The organism is Mycobacterium sp. AZCC_0083 (assembly GCF_014202335.1).
Classification (GTDB): Bacteria; Actinomycetota; Actinomycetes; order Mycobacteriales; family Mycobacteriaceae; genus Mycobacterium.
Genome location: NZ_JACHGP010000017.1, coordinates 25,147 through 43,666 on the forward strand (window position 1 = coordinate 25,147; position 18,520 = coordinate 43,666).

Here is an 18,520-nt window from a genome sequence, read left to right on the forward strand (position 1 = left end):
CAGGCAAGATGATGACATGGACGATATGCGCTGACCGCGCGGCTTGGATGGCGGAGTGGGCTCAGCGCCGTTGCGAACAGTGGTCTGAGGCTCAGGCGAAAGCCCAAGGGGATACGGGCAAGGGAGAGTCTCCACGGATTTGGGGTCGTGGCTTCCTGGGGTGGTTGATGTGAACGCCAGACAGGCATGGGCACTGCTGGCTGCCGCCGTTCTCGGTTATGAAGTCGTCTGCAAGGACGGCCAGCTCCTTAGTGAATGTGTGGACGAGTGGCTGATGTCTCGCCCGATGCTGACGCGCGCGGTGATAGCTGCTCTCGCGCTTCATCTAGGCAACGCATTACCCGTACGGTTTGACGTCGTCTCGCTGGGGTTCACGGCGATCAGAAGAACCTCGCGGTGTTGGCCCCGCGATCGGTGGGGATCGAGTAGAACGCCGCAAGGAGTGTGATGACCGCACCGGCAGGGAGCATCAGCCGGCTCACCCGGCCGGCAGCCCACTTCGACACGCCTGCGGTTAGCGATCGATCAGTCTGGGGCGAGCCATCTCGTGCCTGGTGTGTAGGCGCATATCGCCGATCCCGAAACGGCGGCGTGGCGGAACTGAGCGGAGAAGCTCAACAACAATCAGGGCGTTGCCGCCGAAGAAACCGACAGCTACTCCCAAACCACGCCCAACGACCAATCCCGTGTGGGACGGTCGCCCACGTGACCACGAATCACATGCAGAACGAAGGTCCCGTCATGAAGGCAACGACGCACCCTGAAACCCCGCCGCCGCAATCGCTCTGGCTGCGTTCGCCATATCCGGCCTTGACCATCGATAGCTGCAACCATGTGGACTCTCACCACTAGTGACGGCCGGCGGGTAACCGATGTCCGCTCGGAGATAGATGCACGCCGTATCGTCCACGCGCTGGGCACTACACAGCTACGCGGTCCCTATTCCTGGGACGTTGTCGACGACCAAGGGCACTGGTTTGTCGCTGAGATCGGGCATCGATTCGGAGGCGGTTGGCAATGATTGTCGGACGCAATCCGCGTAATCCGGTTATCGGCGATACCGTGCTGCTGCGGGCGGGCAATACGCGCGGTGTCGGCACGATCGTTGACACGAACGAGGTTAGGTACAAAGTCTATTGGCGCAATGGGAGAGGCATGCTTTCGTGGCATGCCCGCGGTGAGCTGACCGTCCCCCGACTCGACTATGACAGCGCACGTGGCAGTCACGATTGAACGTCGAATGCTCGGCACTCTCGGCTGCTGCTTTCGAAAATCCATGCGGTGCTCCTGGATTCGCGCCGCGCTGGGCTCCGGCACTGGGCGGAATACGAGCGGGTGGTAACCGTGGCGGCAATTGTGCAAGAAACCGACTTGGCATGGGCGCTCGCTGAGGCCGTAAAGCCGCACCTGAGCGCCCTTGAACGTAACCACATCTTCGGATCAATCGGCGCCGGTGACACATTCCCAGCGATTCGCCATCTGATCAAATCGGTCGCCATTAAGCGCATCCCCCTGCGACCCGATCTGGTGCAACAGTGCACAACGTGGTTGCACGCTTACGTTGGGCACAACGACGAGCGGTACCTTCGTCGCCTCATCGACGACTATTTGGTTCCATACTCGATGAACGTTCCGAGAGCGGTACGGGTCAACCGCCTGCCAACCACGTCGAAACCCGGTCAGATGATTGCCCTGACGGCGCAACGTCATCGGTTTGGGTCCGCAACCGATGGCGGCGTCGGCATCAGCCGCGGAACCGGCTGAGCGTGTGCATCTTGTCCGTCAGGTCCAACGCGGCGACGTTGTAGGCCTCCGCGAACGTCGGGTAGTTGAATGCCGCATCCACGAGATAGCTCCTTCGGAACGTCCGGTCGCAAGGTTGCGCTCCTCCGGGTCTGGCCGACGTGGCCGTTCAGGCAGCGTTTCACTGCGCGCTGCACGTATTTGCCATTGACTTGTATATACTGTTTACTGGTGTGAATATGAAGGACGACCTGCTGCGCAACCCCAACCACACCGGTCACCTGCTGGCAAGCGCGCTGAAGCGCCACCGAGACAAGCCAGTGCTGTTCCTCGGCGACACCACTCTGACGGGCGGCCAGCTCGCCGATCGAATCAGCCAGTACATAAGGGCTTTCGGGGCGCGAGGTGGAAGACGTTGTCGCCGAACATCCCTCGGTGGCCCAGGTGTGCGTGATCGGGACACCCGACGGGAAGTGGGGCGAAGCCGTCACCGCTGTCGTGGTGCTGCGGCCCGATGTCCCAGCGGACGAGGCGGCCGTCGCGGCGTTGACCGCAGAGGTCCAGGCAACCCGGTTCGAGAGCCGGTATTCACATCGAAGTCAGGGAAGCACAATGACAACCGCTACCACCTCGACAACTGTCGGCTCCTACCTGGCGACGCGGCTGGTGCAGCTTGGCGTCGGCCACCTTTTCGGGCTGCCCGGTGATTACAACCTGACGCTTCTCGACGAATTGCTCGCCGTAGAGGGCATCGACTGGTCGGGATCGACGAACGAGCTCAATGCCGCCTACACCGCGGACGGATACGCCCGGGTGGGTGGTCGCCTCGGTGCACTCGTCACTGCCCACGGGGTGGGCGAGTTGTCGGCCATCAACGGTATCGCCGGCAGTTACGCCGAAGACGTACCCGTGGTGCACATAGTCGGCATGCCATCGCGTGCGGCGATCGAGCGTCGCGCCCCGCTGCACCACACCTTGCTCGACGGTGATTTCCTGCGGTTCGCGCGGATGTCCCGTGAAGTCACTGCGGCGCAGGCGATCCTGGATCCGCGCACCGCAGCGCAGGAGATCGACCGGGTCCTGCAGGTCGCACTGGACACGAGCAAGCCCGTCTACATCGGCGTGCCGGTTGACGTCGCGAACGCGCCGGTTCTCGGTGCGCCGTTGCGGATCCCCTTGCGGTGCATGGGCAGTGAGCCTGGCGCGGTCGAGGCGTTCCGCAAGGCCCTCGGACGTCGTTTCGCCGGCGAGAAGGGGATCACCGTGCTGGCGGGGCCACGCATCCATCGCCGGGGACTGGAGGCGATGGTGGCCGAACTCGCCGGACTGCCCGGGGTCCGGGTGGCGTCCCAGCCTGGATCGAAGGCGCTGCTGGATGAGGACCACCCGGCCAGCCTGGGCACGTATTCCGGCGCCGCGACCCGGTCGGACGAGGCCCGAGACGCGATCGACAACGGTTCTCTTCTGGTCCTGGCCGGAACGGTGGAGAGCGACTTCACCACCGGATCCTTCACCCATCGCTATGACTCTGCCCTCGCGGTGGAGCTTGCGGTCGATCACGCGCGGATGGGGCGGGCGGTGTACCCCGGTGTGCGGCTGGAGGACTCGCTGCAGGTCCTGCAGCAGCTGGTGAGCAACAGCCAGTTCGCCGACGCCAGTGCGATCGCGGCCACGGCGCGCGCGTCCGTCCCCGTCGGGAACTTTGACGAACTTCTGAACCACGAACGATTCTGGGCACGGGTGCAGGACTGGCTTCCGGCGTCGACGACAGTGGCAGCCGAAATCGGGACGGCGCTCTACGGCGTGCTCGGTCTCCGGCTGCCACCAGAGTCCGACCTGATCGCCCAGCCGGTGTGGTCGTCGATCGGATACACCCTGCCGGCCGTGCTCGGCGCCGCGTTGGCCCGGCCCGATCGGCGACCGGTCCTCTTCATCGGGGACGGCTCGGCGCAGCTGACCGTGCAGGAGCTCGGGACGTTCTATGCCCGCGGTATCCGGCCGGTCGTGTTCGTGCTCAACAACGACGGCTACACGGTCGAACGACTGCTCCAGAGTCCAAACGCCGACTATCAGGACATCGTCCAGTGGAACTGGACAGAGCTGCCCGCTGCCCTTGGTGGTACCGATGTATGCACCGCGAAGGTCCGAACCGTCGGCGAGCTGGGGGCCGCCCTCCACGGCGCCTCGGACCCCGAACACGCTTGGTTCATCGAAGTAGTGCTGCCGCGGATGGACTTACCGCACCTGCTTATGGAATTCGCCCGTGGGAAGAGGGCAACCAAGTCGACGCCATCGGAGGATTGATCGGCTGGTAGGGGAGGCATCGAACCAGGGAGCGCTACCGATCCGGTCGCCCAGGCGTTCTACGGCTCGCCAATCGCTACTCGGCCGCCTTGAGCAGTTCTTCGGAGACCGTCCACAGTCGGTCGGTGTTCGCCGGGTCGCCGATACTCGGTGGTTGCCTTTGCGGGAGACCGGGGTGGCGCGGGTGCACTGGGTACTGGGTTGGGTGCGCCGCGGTGATTCGCCGCGCGAGCGGCAGGCAGTTGACGCGCCGTTGCGATTTGTCGTTCACTTTCGCGAGTGGCACACCCGCAAATGCCGTATGGCCCGCGCCTCGCGGGATAGCCGGACGGCGACTCTGGGCAGGGTCGGCGCCGTCGTGGAGGGGCCTTTGCAGTGGTTGCAGAGATAGATGGTCGGCTGAGCGGCCCTGCGCCCGGCCGGAACACATCCCGGGGTGGTGGGTGCCTGATGGTGTCTGGTTGTGCGGCGACCCTATCGAGTGTTAGTCAGCGGGCCGCGGCCGATCCGGACCGTGGCGCGCCGCCCGGCGGGTGCCTGGCGGGTGCTCGGTTTGTCGATTAGCGGATGGCTGCCAGGCGGAGATTCTGCGGACCTACGGGGCTGCCGAGCAGATCCTGACCGGCAACGGCAAGGTGTTACCAAGGTGGCGTTCCCGCTCCGATTAGGCCGGCGACGTCCGAATGCGAGGCGTTCGAGAACGCATGGGGCACTCCGCTATCGAACCGAGCGCAGCTCCCGGTCGTCAGCAGATGCTGCTGAGCGCCCAGATGCAGGTACACGTCGCCGAAGAGGACGTAGACGAACTCCTCTCCCGGATGGGCGATGGGATCGTCGGTATATCCGGCCCCGGCATCGAACATGATGCGGTAGGGCTGCAAGCTGTGCTCTCCGTGTGATCCCACGAGGGTGTAGTGCACGCCGCGGCCGCGGCGGATGGATGTCGCTCCGAGGTCCGCGGGTTGGCTGATCTCCAGAGGTCGGGCCTCGACGCTGGGCGCTTCCTCGTTGGTCAGCAGGTCAGAGACACTCATTCCGAGGCTTTTTGCCACCGACTGCAGTCGTTGCAATGAGATGCCGGCAATTCCACGTTCGAGTTCGGACAAGGTCGACGGGCTGACCTGCAGCAGGCTGGCCTGTTCGCGGAGGCTCAGGCCCCGCATCTTTCGCATCTCACGTAGGCGCCTACCGATGGCCGGGGTGAGGTCAGAATTCACGGCCGTCTCCTGATCAGTCGATGCGCTGTTGACTTCAGTCGACGGCTACTCTACCGTCCCCTTTACCGAACACTTACGTATCATTTGTTCGGTATAGCCGAACAGAATCGAGGGCTCCGGGTATGCCGTGCACGCGAGCCCAACTGCTCAAAGCGCTGGCCGATCATCCCCGCCTTTCCCTGGCCAATCTGCCGACACCCCTGACCTACGCCGCGCGATTCTCCGCCGCGGTAGGCGGCGACGTCTGGATCAAACGTGACGACCTGACCGGCCTAGCGCTGGGCGGCAATAAGGCGCGAAAGATCGAGTACATCTTCGGCAATGCCGTTGAGCGGGGCGATATCGACACCGTGGTGACCGTCGGAGCTCCGCAGTCCAACCATGCCCGAAGTGTCGCTGCGGCAGCATGTCTGGCGGGATGGGACTGCCACTTGGTGTTGGGGGGCGCCCGGCCTTCTCGACCCAGCGGCAACCTCTCCCTCGACGTCGCGCTCAACGCTGAATTGCATTTCGCCGGAACACACGATTGGGACGAGCTGGAAACCATCGCTCGATCCCTCATCGACGAACTCGCCGCCGCGGGTCGCCGAGCGTTGATGATCCCGGTGGGTGGCTCGACACCCATCGGAGCGCTCGGCTTTGTCGCGGCCTATCTCGAGTTGCTCGAGCAACTCGACGAACATGGGATTGCACCGGAATCGATCATGCACGCCACGTCGACGGGCGGAACACAGGCGGGTCTCGACTTCGCACACCGTGTCCTTGCCGAAGGCCCGCAGGTGATCGGCGTCGGAGTCGCCAAGACCCAGACCGACCTTGCTCGAGACGTCGTCACGATCGAGGGCGGCCTGCACACCTTGCTCGGCGCGGATCCAGGCGTCGTCGAACCCACCGTTCTGCGCGGATACCTGGGTGAGGCGTACGCCGTTCCCACAACCGGCGGACAGGCCGCATTCGATCTGTTGGCAAAAAATGAAGCAGTGCTAACCGATTCGGTGTACAGCGCCAAAGCGCTGCACGCCGTAGTCGACCGGGCAGCCAAAGTCGACGGCCCGATCGTGTTCTGGCACACCGGGGGCATCCCGGCGCTGTTCTCCGACACCGCCGGGGTCACCGCCTGGCGACAGACCGACCCCCCACCAACGCCCATCCACTCCTGACCCAAGGAACATTCATGAGCACACCATCGGACGCCGACGTTGAACAGTTCGGCTACAAGCAGCAATTCGACCGCACGCTGAAGTCGTTCAGCTCGTTCGCGGTCGGATTCTCCTTCATCTCGATCACCAGCGGCATCTTCACCACCTTCGCCTTCCTGTTGGCGACGTCGGGTCCGAGAGGACTGTGGATGTGGATCCCGGCCGCGATCGGGCAGCTGCTCATCACACTCGTCTACGCGCATTTCGCCGCCCGCATCCCCCTGGCCGGGTTCTCCTACCAATGGGCCTCCCGACTTGCTGGCCCCAAAGTCGGGTGGATTTTCGGCTGGCTGTCCTACGCGTTCCTCGCAGTGGTTGTGGTGGCGACCAACTACGGCTTCGTGACCCAGGCCCTGATGCCGCTGCTGCACATCGCACCCAGCTTGCACGTCGCCGAAGCGCTGACGATCGCAGTGGCAGCCATTGAGGCTGGCGTCATCATCTTCGGGACGAAACTCGCTGCGCGTATCAATGCCGCTGCGGTGGTGACCGAGATCGTCGGAGTCGCCGGACTGACGATCGTGCTGCTTGTCGTGGCACTGGCCGGCGGCAAAGGTGATCTGGCCAATCTGACCTCCACCGGTGTGGTGCCCGAGGGCTCCGGTTACTACGGCTTCAACGGGCCGTTCATGCTTGCCGTTCTCCTCGGCGCGTTCACTATCGTGGGCTTCGAATCCATCGCAAACCTCGCCGAAGAGACCCAGAATCCGACCAAGGTTGTTCCGAAAGCGATGATGAGGGCGACCGCAGCGTCCGGTGCGCTCGGGTTGCTGTTCCTGATCGCGCTGGTCGTGGCGATGCCCAACGTCATCGACATCAGCAACAGCGCGACCCCGATCACCGACATCATGCAGGCTCAGCTCGGCAGTGTGGTGGCCAACATCTTCCTCGTCATCTTCGTCATCTCACTGTTCGCCAACTCATTGATCATCATGATGAGCGGATCGCGGATGGTCTTCGCCATGGCACGCGACAAGCGTTTCCCGGCAAGCCGACTGTTCTCCACCGTGGCCCGCCGCACCGACAGCCCGATCGCCGCGACACTGCTCATCTTCGCCGGACTGGTCGTCATCATGCTCGCCGTAGGAAACCAGACCACCGCGCTGAGCAACCTGTTCACCGCCGCCACCATCCTGCCCGCCATCATCTATCTCGCCACGGTCATCCTGTTCGCCGTGACGAAGGACAGACTGCCCATGGCAGACGATGTCTTCACCCTTGGCCGGTCCGCGCCATACGTCGTCGGCGCATCGCTGGTGTGGCTGGCCTTCGAGCTGAGTGCCCTTCTGTTGCCCGAGAACTTCCGCACCGCCGTGATCATCGCAGCGGTCGTTTTGGGGATCGGGATTCTGGTGTTCATCGGCTACCTGATCTTTGCGCCCGAGGCGCTCACCGAGGAGCCCGGCGGTGTGCTCACCGACGACCAACCCGTGGCCTCGTAACCTCCGCACCGAAGACTAGGACACCTCATGGGACTGCTGGACCACAAGATCGTCCTCATCACCGGGGCGGCCGGCGGAATCGGCTCCGCCACCGCCGACGTCGTTTACGAACAGGGCGCCACCGTCATACCGACGGGTCGTGACGATAGCGAACTCGCCGCCCTTTCGGCGGTGCGTGACGACGCCCGCTGGCACCCCATCCAGCTGAACGTCACAGACGAAGCCAGCGTCAACCGCGGCTTCGCGGACGCGCTCGCGCAATTCGGACGCCTCGACGGCCTCGTCAACAACGCCGGCGTGCTTATCCCCAACGACGTCCCGTCCAGCACGCTGGCCGAATTTGACGCAATCTTCGGCGTGAACGTCCGCGGAACGTACCTGTGCTGTCGGGCCGCGCTGCCCATCATGATCGAGCAGCACACAGGATCGATTGTGAACGTCGGTTCCATCAACTCGATCGGCGCCGAAAAGAAACTTGCCCTCTACGCCGCGAGCAAAGGTGCCATCCTGATGCTCACCAAGGCCATCGCGCTGGACCACGCGCACCAGGGCGTGCGCGCCAACGTCGTCTGCCCGGGCTTCGTCGATACCGCACTCAATGTCCCTCATTACGAGATGCTCGGCGGCCGAAGCGAGCTTGAACGATCCCTCGCCGACTTTCAACCCATCGGGCGTCCGATCGAAACCCGCGAGATCGCGGAGCCGATCGCATTCCTACTCTCCGACGCATCAAGTGCCATGACGGGTTCAGCGATGCTCGTCGACGGCGGCGTGCTAGCCAAGGCGTGACGGATGCGGCACCGACATTCCGACTCGGTCGGGTTTGAAAGTTGTTGCATGGCAGACCTCATAGGGAGGAAGAGCTTCTGTGAGGACCGGTCGCCACAAATCCACAACGATCCACCTTTGCAGCGGAGTCGCGTGTGTCGACCGGGCCCACCGCGCTCGCCTCCCCGGCCGCTCCATTGCCGAAGAGTTGACCGGACGCAGATCCCGAGCTGGGCGCCGCAGCGATGACCCGGTAGCCGTCGGGCGGCGCGAGCGTTCAACCCCGAGAGGTGCGGCCGTGGCAACTTCGTGATCGGGTAGGTCACCGCGGCGGGTAACGCGGTATTCCAGCCTACTGCGAGCAGGCGACGCTCGACGACTCGGCGATCACCTACTTCTCGCTTTCATCTCCTAAAGCATTGTTGCCCAACAGTACCCACCCATCAACCCCTCTACAGGTCCATCCAACACTCTTTCCACGAATCAAATCCGCTGCATCCCAACAACTCCAACGCCATAACCTCCAAAGAAGTCGTCGGCACTTTGGCGCAAGAACCACCGCGATACTAGGTTTCCTGGCGCACCCGAAAACGCCTCCACGGTAACGCGGTTCGCCCCCAGGCGAGGTGATCGGAGAAGTGCCGATAGCCTGATTGGCGAAGTGGGGCATCAGCTACTACAACGACACCGCGAACAAAGCCATGGCCCGCGACGATGGATCGTCGCCGCGCCTACGGTGGGCGGGGGAGTACTACTCCGAGGGCGACACCCGCGCCCCGACCTGGATACTCATCGGGAACACTCGGAAGGTCGCGAGCTGGTTGGGCTGACGCTGCCGCTACGGACGACGGGTCCGCGGACACCGACACAGCGGCGACTTGGCTCGACGACGGCGTCAACCCGAACGGGCGCGCGGGGCGGGCGTTCACCGGCGCGTCGCACGTGACAAGAATTGGCGGAACAGCGTAAATGTGCCAATACCGGGCGAACAGTTGGAGACCAACCGTCTCCACCATTTGACCCGACATACTGGGCTGCTGAACCGGTCGCCCCGGATTTCGGCGGCACGCCGATCGCTACTCGGCCGCCTTGAGCAGTTCTTCGGAGACCGTCCACAGTCGGTCGGCGTTCGCCGGGTCGAGAGCGTATCGCGCCACGCCCGTGCGGATGCGAGAGCGACTGCGACCGATGGGAGGATCAACGGTCTCGGCTTGGTTGCAGTCTTCGAAGTAGCGGCCGCCAACACCGTCCAGCAGTGGCGACACGGCGAGTAGCACAGATGTGGCCGCACCCTGCTCCGCGGATTTGAGCTGTTCTTCTGGGATCCGATTCACGTTCGTGTCCTCGAGGTGGCGCATCAGGTTGGTCATGATGAGACCCGGCATGAGGGCATTGGCGGTGATGCCGTCGCGGGCCCATCGGCGAGTCGCTTCTACGGCGAACAGCACGTTGGCGGCTTTGGACTGCCCGTAGGCCAGCCACGGGTCGTAGGGCCGCGTCGTGAAGTGCAGGTCGTCGAAGAATACCGGGGAGAGCAGGTGGCCGGCGGAGCTCACCGACACGATCCTTGCTGCACCGTCCGCGGCGAGTGCCTTGTGAAGTCCGGTGGCGAGCGCGAAATGGCCTAGATGGTTGGTCGCGAACTGCAGTTCCCACCCCTGTGCAGTGCGGATTTCGGGGCTGGCCATCACTCCGGCGTTGTTCACTAGCACGTGAAGAGGTCCGTCCCAGGACTCGACGAACGCCGTGATCGAGGCCGGATTGGTGAGGTCGAGCGCGGCGACGTGCAGTGCGTGGTTGCCAGTGGACTCGGCGATGTCGTTGGCGGTACGTTCGCCAGCTGCGGTGTCTCGCACGGCCAGGGTGATTTCGGCGCCGGTCCCGGCGAGCGCACGAGCGGTCTCAACGCCGAGGCCGGACGCCGCGCCGGTGACCACGATGCGATGGCCGGACAGGTCGATGCCGGCGGCGACCTCTTCGGCGGTGCTGGAAAAGCCGAAGCGGGTCTTGATGGCAATCACGATGGGTCTCCTCATGGATTGGCGATGATCGACCCGGGTAAGTCAGGCAGGTCGACAGGCAGTGGCTTCAGGAGTGTCGATCTGTTCAATGATGCGACGATAGCGGAAATGGCGACATGATGTCGCCATTTGTCCTTTCCTGCGCTAGCGTGTGGTTGGGAAGCGGCCACCGACAGGACGCGGCAACGAGTTGGTGGGCGCCACCAAGAGCGCACCACGTTTCGAGAAACGTTGGAGCACTTGGGCATTACACCGCAAGCCGAGATTTCGCACGGTCCAATGACGATCTATGGAGGATTAGGGAATGTCACATCTGCTGCATATCGACAGCTCGGTCCGGGGCGACGCCTCGGTGAGTCGTCGACTGACCGCCCGGGCCGCCGATCGGTGGCGGGCAGCCCATCCCGGCGCAACGGTGACCTACCGCGATCTCGGCGCCAGCCCGATACCGCACTTGGATGCCGCGACGGGACTGGCGCGAATGGTGACCGCGGCGCAGCGCACTGAGGCAGAAGACGCGTCGCTCGCGCTCAGTGTCGAATTGATCGACGAGATCAAACAGGCCGACACGGTCCTGTTCGGCCTCCCGCTGTACAACTTCGGTCCGCCAAGCACGGTCAAGGCATGGGTCGACCACATCATCGCCCCGGGCTTGTCCATCGACGCCGAGACCCATGCCGGCCTCCTCGGCGACGCCGACTTCATCGTGCTTGCCAGCCGCGGCGGCGGTTACGGTCCCGGCACGCCGCGTGAAGGCTGGGATCATGCCGAAACCTGGCTGCCACATGCCCTGTCGGTGACCGGGCTCGAGTCGCGATTCATCACCGCCGAACTCACGACAGCCGATGCCGACCCGAAGCTGGCTCATCTGAAACCGCTTGCCGCCGAAAGCCTCAACAATGCTCTCATCGCCATCGACCAGCTCTGGACGGCCGGCGAAGACGCTGCCTAGCTGGCGGTCAGGCCTGCGAGTACGACCCGCAGTATCCGGCCGCACTCCTCCTCGGTGGGCGGGCGCTGGCGGGTCTCCCGCCAGAGCACGACGCCGAAGAACGCCAGGTGCGTCATCACTTCGGTGTCGTCGATTGGTCCCACCTCGCCCCGGGCGCGTGCGTGATCGAAGGCGCGCCGAAATGCGCCGAGCGCACGGTCGTTGACTGTATCGACGAGGTCCTTGAGTTCTTCTGACGTCGACCCCACCGCGCGGTAGACCGCCTGCCCCTCGGGCAAGGCCATTCTCTCCGCGATGATGAGCATCAGGGCCAGCAGATCACCGCCCAGCGAACCGGTATCGGGATCGTGGTCGAAACGCTCGAGTCCCGGTTCGAGGACGGCCAACAGCAGGGCGCCCTTGGATGGCCATCGCCGATAGATCGTCGTGCGATTGACGTTGGCGGCCTTGGCGACTCCCTCGACGGTGAGCCCCGGGAAACCCACTCGTGCCAGTTCGGCCATGGTGGCTTCGCGCACCTTCTCGACCACCTGCTGGCTTCGGGGACCGCGCTGCACGCCCGTCGTTCGCCGCGTCGAACCGTCCATAGGCCCACGACGCTAACACGTTTCGACTAATGGCAACAGAACGTTGCCATTAGTCGATATCCGCGCTAGCGTCGGTGCTGACCCCGACAAAAGACTTTCTCGGAAGGACTGGTGATTCTCGTGGCAACTGATACCCGTGAAGAGCGGTTCGCGCGCCGCATCGCCGATTTGTACGCTACGGACCAGCAGTTCGCCGCTGCCCTCCCCAGCGAGGCCGTTTCTGCGGCGATCGATCAACCCGGGGTGCGACTGCCGCAGCTTCTGCGAACGGTGATGGAGGGCTACGCGGACCGGCCGGCACTCGGGCAGCGCGCCCTCCGATTCGTCAATGACCCGGAGACCGGCCGCACTTCCCTTGAGCTGCTACCGCGGTTCGAAACCATCACCTACCGCGAGGTGTGGGACCGCGTCGGCGCGATCGCAACCGCCCTGGCGTGCGACCCGGTACGGCCCGGCGATTGCTTCTGCGTGCTGGGCTTTGCGAGCATCGACTACACGACTATCGACATGGCGTTGGTCCAGATGGGCGCAGTGTCGGTTCCGCTGCAGACCAGCGCGCCGGTCGCCCAGCTGCGCCCCATCGTCGCCGAGACCGAGCCGGCTGTGATCGCCTCGAGCGTCGACTATCTCGACGACGCCGTCGAATTGGTGCTGACCGGTCATGGGCCAGCGCGACTGGTCGCGTTCGACTATCACCCGGAGGTGGACGCGCAGCGCGAGGCGGTCGAAGCCGCCAGGACGCGGTTGGCAGAAGCGGGCAGCCCCGTGATCGTGGAAACGCTGGCCGAGGTTCTCGCCCGGGGGAAGGCGCTGCCGGTCGCGCCGCTGCCGGTCGCCGACGAGGACGACCCGTTGACGTTGCTGATCTACACCTCCGGCAGCACCGGCGCGCCGAAGGGTGCCATGTACCCCGAACGCTTGGTCGCCAATTTCTGGCGCAAGCCGCCCAGAGCGGTGGGTGGGCAGCACGGCGCCGAGCCGTCGATCGCGCTCAGCTTCATGCCGATGAGCCACGGCATGGGGCGGGGGATCCTGTACGGGACGCTCGGCAACGGCGGCACAGCCTATTTCGCGGCCAAGAGCGACCTCTCCACCTTCCTGGACGACCTCGCGCTGGTGCGGCCCACCGAATTGACCTTCGTGCCGCGGATCTGGGACATGCTGTTCGGCGTGTTCCAGAGTGAAGTGGGCCGGCGATATTCCGCCGGCGCCGATCGAGCGGCACTGGAGATGCAGGTGATGGCGGAGCAGCGGCAGACCGTGCTCGGCGGACGGTTCGTCTCGGCGAATACGGGCTCGGCGTCGATCTCGGCAGAATTGAAGGCGTTCGCTGAGTCCTACCTCGATCTACATCTGGTGGAGGGCTACGGCTCCACCGAGGCGGGAGCGATCTTCGTCGACGGCCAGGTGCGTCGGCCGCCGGTGATCGACTACAAGCTGGTCGACGTGCCCGATCTGGGTTACTTCCACACCGATCAACCGCACCCGCGAGGCGAGCTCGTCGTCAAAACGGCGAACATGTTCCCCGGCTACTACAAGCGACCCGAGGTCACCGCGGACGTGTTCGACCCGGACGGCTACTACCGAACCGGGGACGTCGTGGCCCAAGTCGGTCCCGATCGGCTCGTCTACCTCGACCGCCGCAACAACGTACTGAAACTCTCGCAGGGCGAGTTCGTCGCCGTCTCGAAGTTGGAGGCAGTATTCGGCGACAGCCCGCTGATCCGGCAGATCTATGTCTACGGCAACAGCGCGCGTTCCTACCTGCTGGCCGTCGTCGTGCCCACCGAGGACACGCTGGCGCGCAGCGGCGGCGATGTCGAGTCGCTCAAGCCACTCATCGGCGACTCTCTGCAGGGGCTGGCGAGATCAGCGGGCCTGCAGTCCTATGAGATTCCGCGCGACTTCGTCGTCGACACAAAACCGTTCACACTGGAGAACGGCTTGCTCACCGGTATCCGCAAGGTCGCCCGCCCGAAGCTCAAGGAGCACTACGGTCAGCGTCTCGAGCAGCTGTACACCGACCTCGCCGAGGGCCAGACCAACGAACTGCGCGCGCTGCGCCTGGGCGGCGCAACGGGGCCGGTACTGGACACCGTCGCCCGGGCCGCTGGCGCACTGCTGAGCGCGGCAGCCGTCGATCTACAGCCCGACGCGCACTTCACCGATCTAGGCGGAGACTCCCTGTCGGCGTTGACATTCGCCAACCTGCTGCACGAGATCTTCGACATCGACGTGCCGGTCGGCGTCATCGTGAGCCCGGCGACCGATCTGCGAGTGATCGCCGATTACATCGAGGCGGAACGGACCTCAAGCGCGCAGCGGCCTACCGTCGCGACCGTGCACGGCCGCGACGTCACCGAGATACACGCCAGTGACCTCACGCTGGACAAGTTCATCGATGTCGAGACGCTCGCCACCGCACCGTCGCTGCCCGGGCCCAGCACCGAGGTGCGCACCGTGTTGCTTACCGGTGCAACGGGTTTCCTCGGCCGCTATCTAGCTCTGGAATGGCTCGAGCGGATGGAACAGGTCGGCGGCAAGGTGATCTGCCTGGTGCGGGCCAAGTCCGACGAGGATGCCCGGGAGCGCCTGGACGAGACCTTCGACAGTGGCGATCCAGTGCTGCTGCGCCACTACCGGAAGCTGGCCACCGAGCGTCTCGAGGTCATCGCCGGCGACAAGGGCGAGGCGAACCTCGGCCTGGATCAGCAGACTTGGCAGCGCCTGGCCGACTCGGTCGATCTGATCGTCGACCCCGCCGCGCTCGTCAACCACGTGCTGCCCTACAACCAGCTGTTCGGCCCCAACGTCGTGGGCACCGCCGAACTGATCCGCATCGCGCTCACCACGAAGCGCAAGCAGTTCGCTTATGTGTCGACCATCGGCGTGTGCGAGGGAATCGAGCCGCCGTCGGCGTTCACCGAGGACGCTGACATCCGGATCATCAGCCCGACCCGCAGAGTCGACGACGGCTACGCCAACGGCTACTCGAACAGCAAGTGGGCGGGGGAGGTGCTGCTGCGCGAGGCCCACGACCTGTGTGGCCTGCCAGTCTCGGTGTTCCGCTGCGACATGATCCTCGCGGACACCAAGTACGTGGGCCAGCTCAACGTGCCCGACATGTTCACCCGGTTGATGCTCAGCCTGGTCGCCACCGGCATCGCGCCGGGCTCGTTCTACGAACTCGACGCCGACGGCAATCGGCCACGCGCGCATTACGACGGGCTGCCAGTCGATTTCATCGCCGAGGCGATCTCCACACTTGGCGAACGGACTGTGGCTGGGTTGGCGACCTACCACGTAATGAACCCGTACGACGACGGCCTCGGACTCGACGAATACGTCGACTGGCTGATCGACGCCGGCTATTCGATCCATCGCGTCGCCGACTACGGCGCGTGGTTCCAGCGGTTCGATACCACCCTGCGCGCCCTACCAGAGCGGCAGCGCCAAGCCTCGCTTCTGCCGCTGCTGCACAACTACCAACACCCCGAAAAGCCAACTCGCGGAACCATCGCACCGACCGACCGGTTCCGTTCCGCGGTGCAGGAAGCGAAAATCGGCCCTGACAAAGACATCCCACATGTCTCGGCGCCGATCGTCGTCAAATACATCACCAACCTGCAACTGCTCGGCTTGCTATAGACCAACCCTCTCACCAGCGGCGAAGACACGAGCCTTCAGGCTGTATTGCTGGACGCAGTCGCGTCCCATGACCATCTTCGACTTGGGAGGCATTAGGAACGGGAGGTAGTGAAAAGCGATGGGCGTGCGAGACGACGGACAAACACCTCAACATTGCCGGGCACCGCATCTTGACCGCCGAGGTGGGGTCCGCTCTCGTCGGACATTCCGGGGTGGCCGAGGCTGCCGTCGTGGGCGCCAGCGACGACACGACGGGTCAGGCGATCTGCGCGTTCGTCATCCTGGCGGCCAGCCAGGCCCGCGCAACCAACGATGAAGCGATGGTCGAAGAGTTCCGAAAGCAGGTGACCAACGAGTTATCACCGATCGCGATGGCGCGCGAGATCCACGTCGTTCCCGAACTGCCCAAGACCCTAGTCGTCGGCCATGCCCGTCACCGCACACTCGAACAGGCCGAGAATCGCGCGCATCCACTCGACCTCGTCGAAGTGCATCTCCGAGGTTCCGGGGTTGGCGAAACACGTCGTCACCCCACACGCCACCAACGTGCGCACCAGGCTCTCAGCACCGTTCACGTTCGAACCCTTCACGCATCGACCATTTCCCAGCCGGGTGAACGATGTTGGGGTGCCGGAGTTCACCTTGTCCAAGGTAGCCGCCTGCATCGGAGGTGTCCTAGGGTTTAGTCGGAGCCGAAGGAGTCGCATGAGGACACGAGTCGTTGCCGCGTTGGCGGCAGCCATGGTCGTGGCAGCGTGCGGTACGCCCCCGGACGTGACCACGTCGAAGGTGGAACCGCCAGGAACGCTGATGTCCAAGCGATCCTTGGCCAACTTCGACCCGAATTTGTCGTCAGTGGTCTCGTCTGCGACGTACATCCGGTATCAGTCGACCTCCCCGGCCGGACAGCCTATCGAGGTGTCGGGTGCGGTGTTCCTGCCGAACGGCAACGCGCCCGCTGGGGGCTGGCCGGTGATCGCCTTTGCGCATGGCACCTCCGGCGTGGTCGGTGCCTGCGCGCCGACCAATTCACCCAGCCTGTTCGGCTCCGGCCCCACGGTGACGCGGCTGCTCGCAGGGCACCGAGCCGTCGTGATGACCAACTACCAGGGGCTCGACGGCCCGGGAAACGCGCCGTACCTGGACACCCCGTCCTCGGGCTACGACGTGCTCGACTCGGTGCGCGCCGCGCACGCCACCGGCCTGCCGCTTTCCTCGGATACGGTGCTGGTCGGATCCTCCCAGGGGGGGCGAGCCGCGGAGTCTGCCGCCGAGACCGCGAAATCCTATGCACCGGAATTGAACATCCGCGGCGTCGTGCTGATGTCTCCGGCGTTGGAGATCAAGTTCGCCGATACCGTGCGCGCCGGCGCACTGAACGAACCCGCTCAATACCTGATCGTGCCGTATCTGGTGGCTGCAGTGCGCTACCACGATCCCGGGTACGGCTATGACCGGGTGCTGCACGGTGATCTGCTCACCGCCGCGTCGCAATTGGAGTCGACGTGCACCGGCGCCATCACGCCCGCCGACGTGGCCATCGGCACCTCCGCCACTCCCGATGAGGCCCGGTTCGTCGATGATGCTGCCGTACAACCCGTTTTGGACTTCGAGTCGCGCACCAACCTGCCGAAGGCGGCCACCACCTTGCCCACCTACATCGTCCGTGGCGATGCCGATCATCTGGTGAGCACCGCGTGGTCCACCGAAGCGATCGCCAAGATGTGCGCCCTTGGCACCCCGGTGCACGACCTGGTCGTCCCAGGCGATCACGACGCCCCTGGTCACGTGTCGGACCGGTGGACGCAGTGGATCGGCGACCTGTTCGCCGGCACTCCCATCGCAACGACCTGTCCGCGCTAGGGCGTGTCGACGAGCCGGCGATGCAACTCCGTTGTCAGCAAATGGATTTGACGGGTCAGCTCGAAGGTGGTGATCCGATCAGCCAGGCGCAGTTGAATATCCTGGCTTCGTCTCTCGGCCTCCTCCGGTACGACTGGATGGTGGGCCGCATTGCCGCGCAGAGGCCGGCGCTGGATCAGCTGAGGGCTGCACCAAACAGCAACGACGCTGTGATCGGTTGTCATGATCATTCCGCTCGCGGCCCATTGCAAACACCGGTCGAGCGCACTCTAACCGCGGGTAGCCGAGCGGTCGGTGCCCGCCAGCACACTGTCGGCACCATGGAATTGGTGCGCACGACAACTCCGCCGAGCGGGGCATCAAGATGCGAGAGACGCCATGCTCCTGTGAGATCCCCGATGAACGGCGGAATTCCGTTGGACCCCCCGAAATCGACTCCACCACAATACGACTCAAGTACTACGCTCTATCCAAATTGGGTGTTCCCGCCTACGACGAACACGGACACCGGCTAAAACAAGCTCAACGGACCCTTATCGTAGGGTCGCGGATCGAGGTTTGAGCACTTCAATCTCCCGACACCCACCCAAACGCTCTCACCCGAAAGATCTGGGATGCAATGGGTCTCGCTAATAGGCACCAGGTTCGACCAGATCGTCACTCAAGAGACGCAAGCGCCGGCTACTTGCGGACTCGGGACGGCCCGCGTGCATATCGGACCACACATGAGATACCGCCGCCGGCGTGCCCAATCCTCTGCGATTGCGTGATGCGTC

General features: G+C 64.3%; 15 protein-coding genes and 4 pseudogenes. 12 read left to right on the plus strand and 7 right to left on the minus strand.

The features are described 5' to 3' along the window. Window positions 1–380: 380 nt before the first annotated feature. Window positions 381–506: a hypothetical protein gene (locus HNP02_RS43125; RefSeq protein ID WP_255507233.1), complete on the minus strand. Its 126-nt coding sequence runs from the start codon at window positions 504–506 to the stop codon at window positions 381–383. Between the two features lie 775 nt (window positions 507–1,281). On the opposite strand from HNP02_RS43125, the gene HNP02_RS32935 reads away from it, so the two are divergent. The 4 genes and pseudogenes from HNP02_RS32935 (at window position 1,282) to HNP02_RS32945 (ending at window position 4,047) form a co-directional block, all read left to right on the plus strand. Next, window positions 1,282–1,764, plus strand: a complete 483-nt coding sequence (locus tag HNP02_RS32935; protein WP_309241776.1) for a hypothetical protein — start codon at window positions 1,282–1,284, stop codon at window positions 1,762–1,764. A gap of 218 nt (window positions 1,765–1,982) precedes the next feature. Then, window positions 1,983–2,150, plus strand: a pseudogene (locus HNP02_RS44175) (acyl-CoA synthetase); the annotation flags it as partial. Beyond that, window positions 2,143–2,310: pseudogene (locus HNP02_RS32940) on the plus strand (acyl-CoA synthetase); the annotation flags it as partial. The pseudogenes HNP02_RS44175 and HNP02_RS32940, both read left to right, overlap by 8 nt. Before the next feature lie 45 nt (window positions 2,311–2,355). Beyond that, window positions 2,356–4,047 (plus strand): alpha-keto acid decarboxylase family protein, encoded by a 1,692-nt coding sequence (locus HNP02_RS32945; RefSeq protein ID WP_184444867.1) that lies wholly within the window; start codon window positions 2,356–2,358, stop codon window positions 4,045–4,047. Window positions 4,048–4,123: 76 nt separating this feature from the next. Here HNP02_RS32945 and HNP02_RS32950 read toward each other — a convergent pair whose 3' ends face one another. Further along, window positions 4,124–4,318, minus strand: a complete 195-nt coding sequence (locus HNP02_RS32950; protein WP_184444868.1) for a hypothetical protein — start codon at window positions 4,316–4,318, stop codon at window positions 4,124–4,126. 367 nt (window positions 4,319–4,685) lie between these two features. Further along, entirely contained in the window at window positions 4,686–5,264 is a 579-nt protein-coding gene (locus HNP02_RS43865) for a helix-turn-helix domain-containing protein (RefSeq protein WP_184444869.1), read from the minus strand. A 122-nt stretch (window positions 5,265–5,386) separates the two neighbouring features. Here HNP02_RS43865 and HNP02_RS32960 point away from each other — a divergent pair, with 122 nt between their 5' ends. The 4 genes from HNP02_RS32960 (at window position 5,387) to HNP02_RS32975 (ending at window position 9,503) form a co-directional block, all read left to right on the plus strand. Further along, on the plus strand, window positions 5,387–6,424 hold the full coding sequence (locus HNP02_RS32960; protein ID WP_184444870.1) for a 1-aminocyclopropane-1-carboxylate deaminase/D-cysteine desulfhydrase: 1,038 nt from the start codon (window positions 5,387–5,389) through the stop codon (window positions 6,422–6,424). Between the two features lie 14 nt (window positions 6,425–6,438). Further along, window positions 6,439–7,905, plus strand: a complete 1,467-nt coding sequence (locus HNP02_RS32965; RefSeq protein WP_184444871.1) for an APC family permease — start codon at window positions 6,439–6,441, stop codon at window positions 7,903–7,905. A gap of 27 nt (window positions 7,906–7,932) precedes the next feature. Continuing rightward, window positions 7,933–8,694 (plus strand): SDR family NAD(P)-dependent oxidoreductase, encoded by a 762-nt coding sequence (locus tag HNP02_RS32970; RefSeq protein ID WP_184444872.1) that lies wholly within the window; start codon window positions 7,933–7,935, stop codon window positions 8,692–8,694. Window positions 8,695–9,326: 632 nt separating this feature from the next. After that, a complete protein-coding gene (locus tag HNP02_RS32975) occupies window positions 9,327–9,503 on the plus strand; it encodes a hypothetical protein (RefSeq protein ID WP_184444873.1) in 177 nt (58 codons plus the stop codon). A 246-nt stretch (window positions 9,504–9,749) separates the two neighbouring features. On the opposite strand, the gene HNP02_RS32980 is transcribed toward HNP02_RS32975, so the two are convergent. After that, a complete protein-coding gene (locus tag HNP02_RS32980) occupies window positions 9,750–10,694 on the minus strand; it encodes an SDR family NAD(P)-dependent oxidoreductase (protein ID WP_184444874.1) in 945 nt (314 codons plus the stop codon). A 304-nt stretch (window positions 10,695–10,998) separates the two neighbouring features. Here HNP02_RS32980 and HNP02_RS32985 point away from each other — a divergent pair, with 304 nt between their 5' ends. Further along, a complete protein-coding gene (locus HNP02_RS32985) occupies window positions 10,999–11,646 on the plus strand; it encodes an FMN-dependent NADH-azoreductase (protein ID WP_184444875.1) in 648 nt (215 codons plus the stop codon). Here the strand turns inward: HNP02_RS32985 and HNP02_RS32990 are convergent. Next, window positions 11,643–12,233 carry a TetR/AcrR family transcriptional regulator gene (locus HNP02_RS32990; RefSeq protein WP_184444876.1) on the minus strand — a complete coding sequence of 197 codons (591 nt, stop codon included), beginning with the start codon at window positions 12,231–12,233 and terminating at the stop codon, window positions 11,643–11,645. The two genes, HNP02_RS32985 and HNP02_RS32990, sit on opposite strands and share 4 nt — an antisense overlap. Window positions 12,234–12,353: 120 nt before the next feature. Between HNP02_RS32990 and car the strand changes: the two genes are divergently transcribed. Together car and HNP02_RS42305 are read left to right on the plus strand one after the other, a co-directional pair. Beyond that, on the plus strand, window positions 12,354–15,881 hold the full coding sequence (gene car, locus HNP02_RS32995) for a carboxylic acid reductase (RefSeq protein WP_184444877.1): 3,528 nt from the start codon (window positions 12,354–12,356) through the stop codon (window positions 15,879–15,881). Between the two features lie 182 nt (window positions 15,882–16,063). Next, window positions 16,064–16,282, plus strand: a pseudogene (locus HNP02_RS42305) (acetyl-coenzyme A synthetase); the annotation flags it as partial. An 18-nt stretch (window positions 16,283–16,300) separates the two neighbouring features. On the opposite strand, the pseudogene HNP02_RS42310 reads toward HNP02_RS42305, so the two are convergent. Continuing rightward, window positions 16,301–16,456, minus strand: a pseudogene (locus HNP02_RS42310) (thiamine pyrophosphate-binding protein); the annotation flags it as partial. A gap of 130 nt (window positions 16,457–16,586) precedes the next feature. Here HNP02_RS42310 and HNP02_RS33005 point away from each other — a divergent pair. Beyond that, a complete protein-coding gene (locus tag HNP02_RS33005) occupies window positions 16,587–17,744 on the plus strand; it encodes a lipase family protein (RefSeq protein WP_184444878.1) in 1,158 nt (385 codons plus the stop codon). Here the strand turns inward: HNP02_RS33005 and HNP02_RS33010 are convergent. After that, window positions 17,741–17,968: a hypothetical protein gene (locus tag HNP02_RS33010; protein WP_184444879.1), complete on the minus strand. Its 228-nt coding sequence runs from the start codon at window positions 17,966–17,968 to the stop codon at window positions 17,741–17,743. The genes HNP02_RS33005 and HNP02_RS33010 overlap by 4 nt on opposite strands. Window positions 17,969–18,520 lie beyond the last annotated feature (552 nt).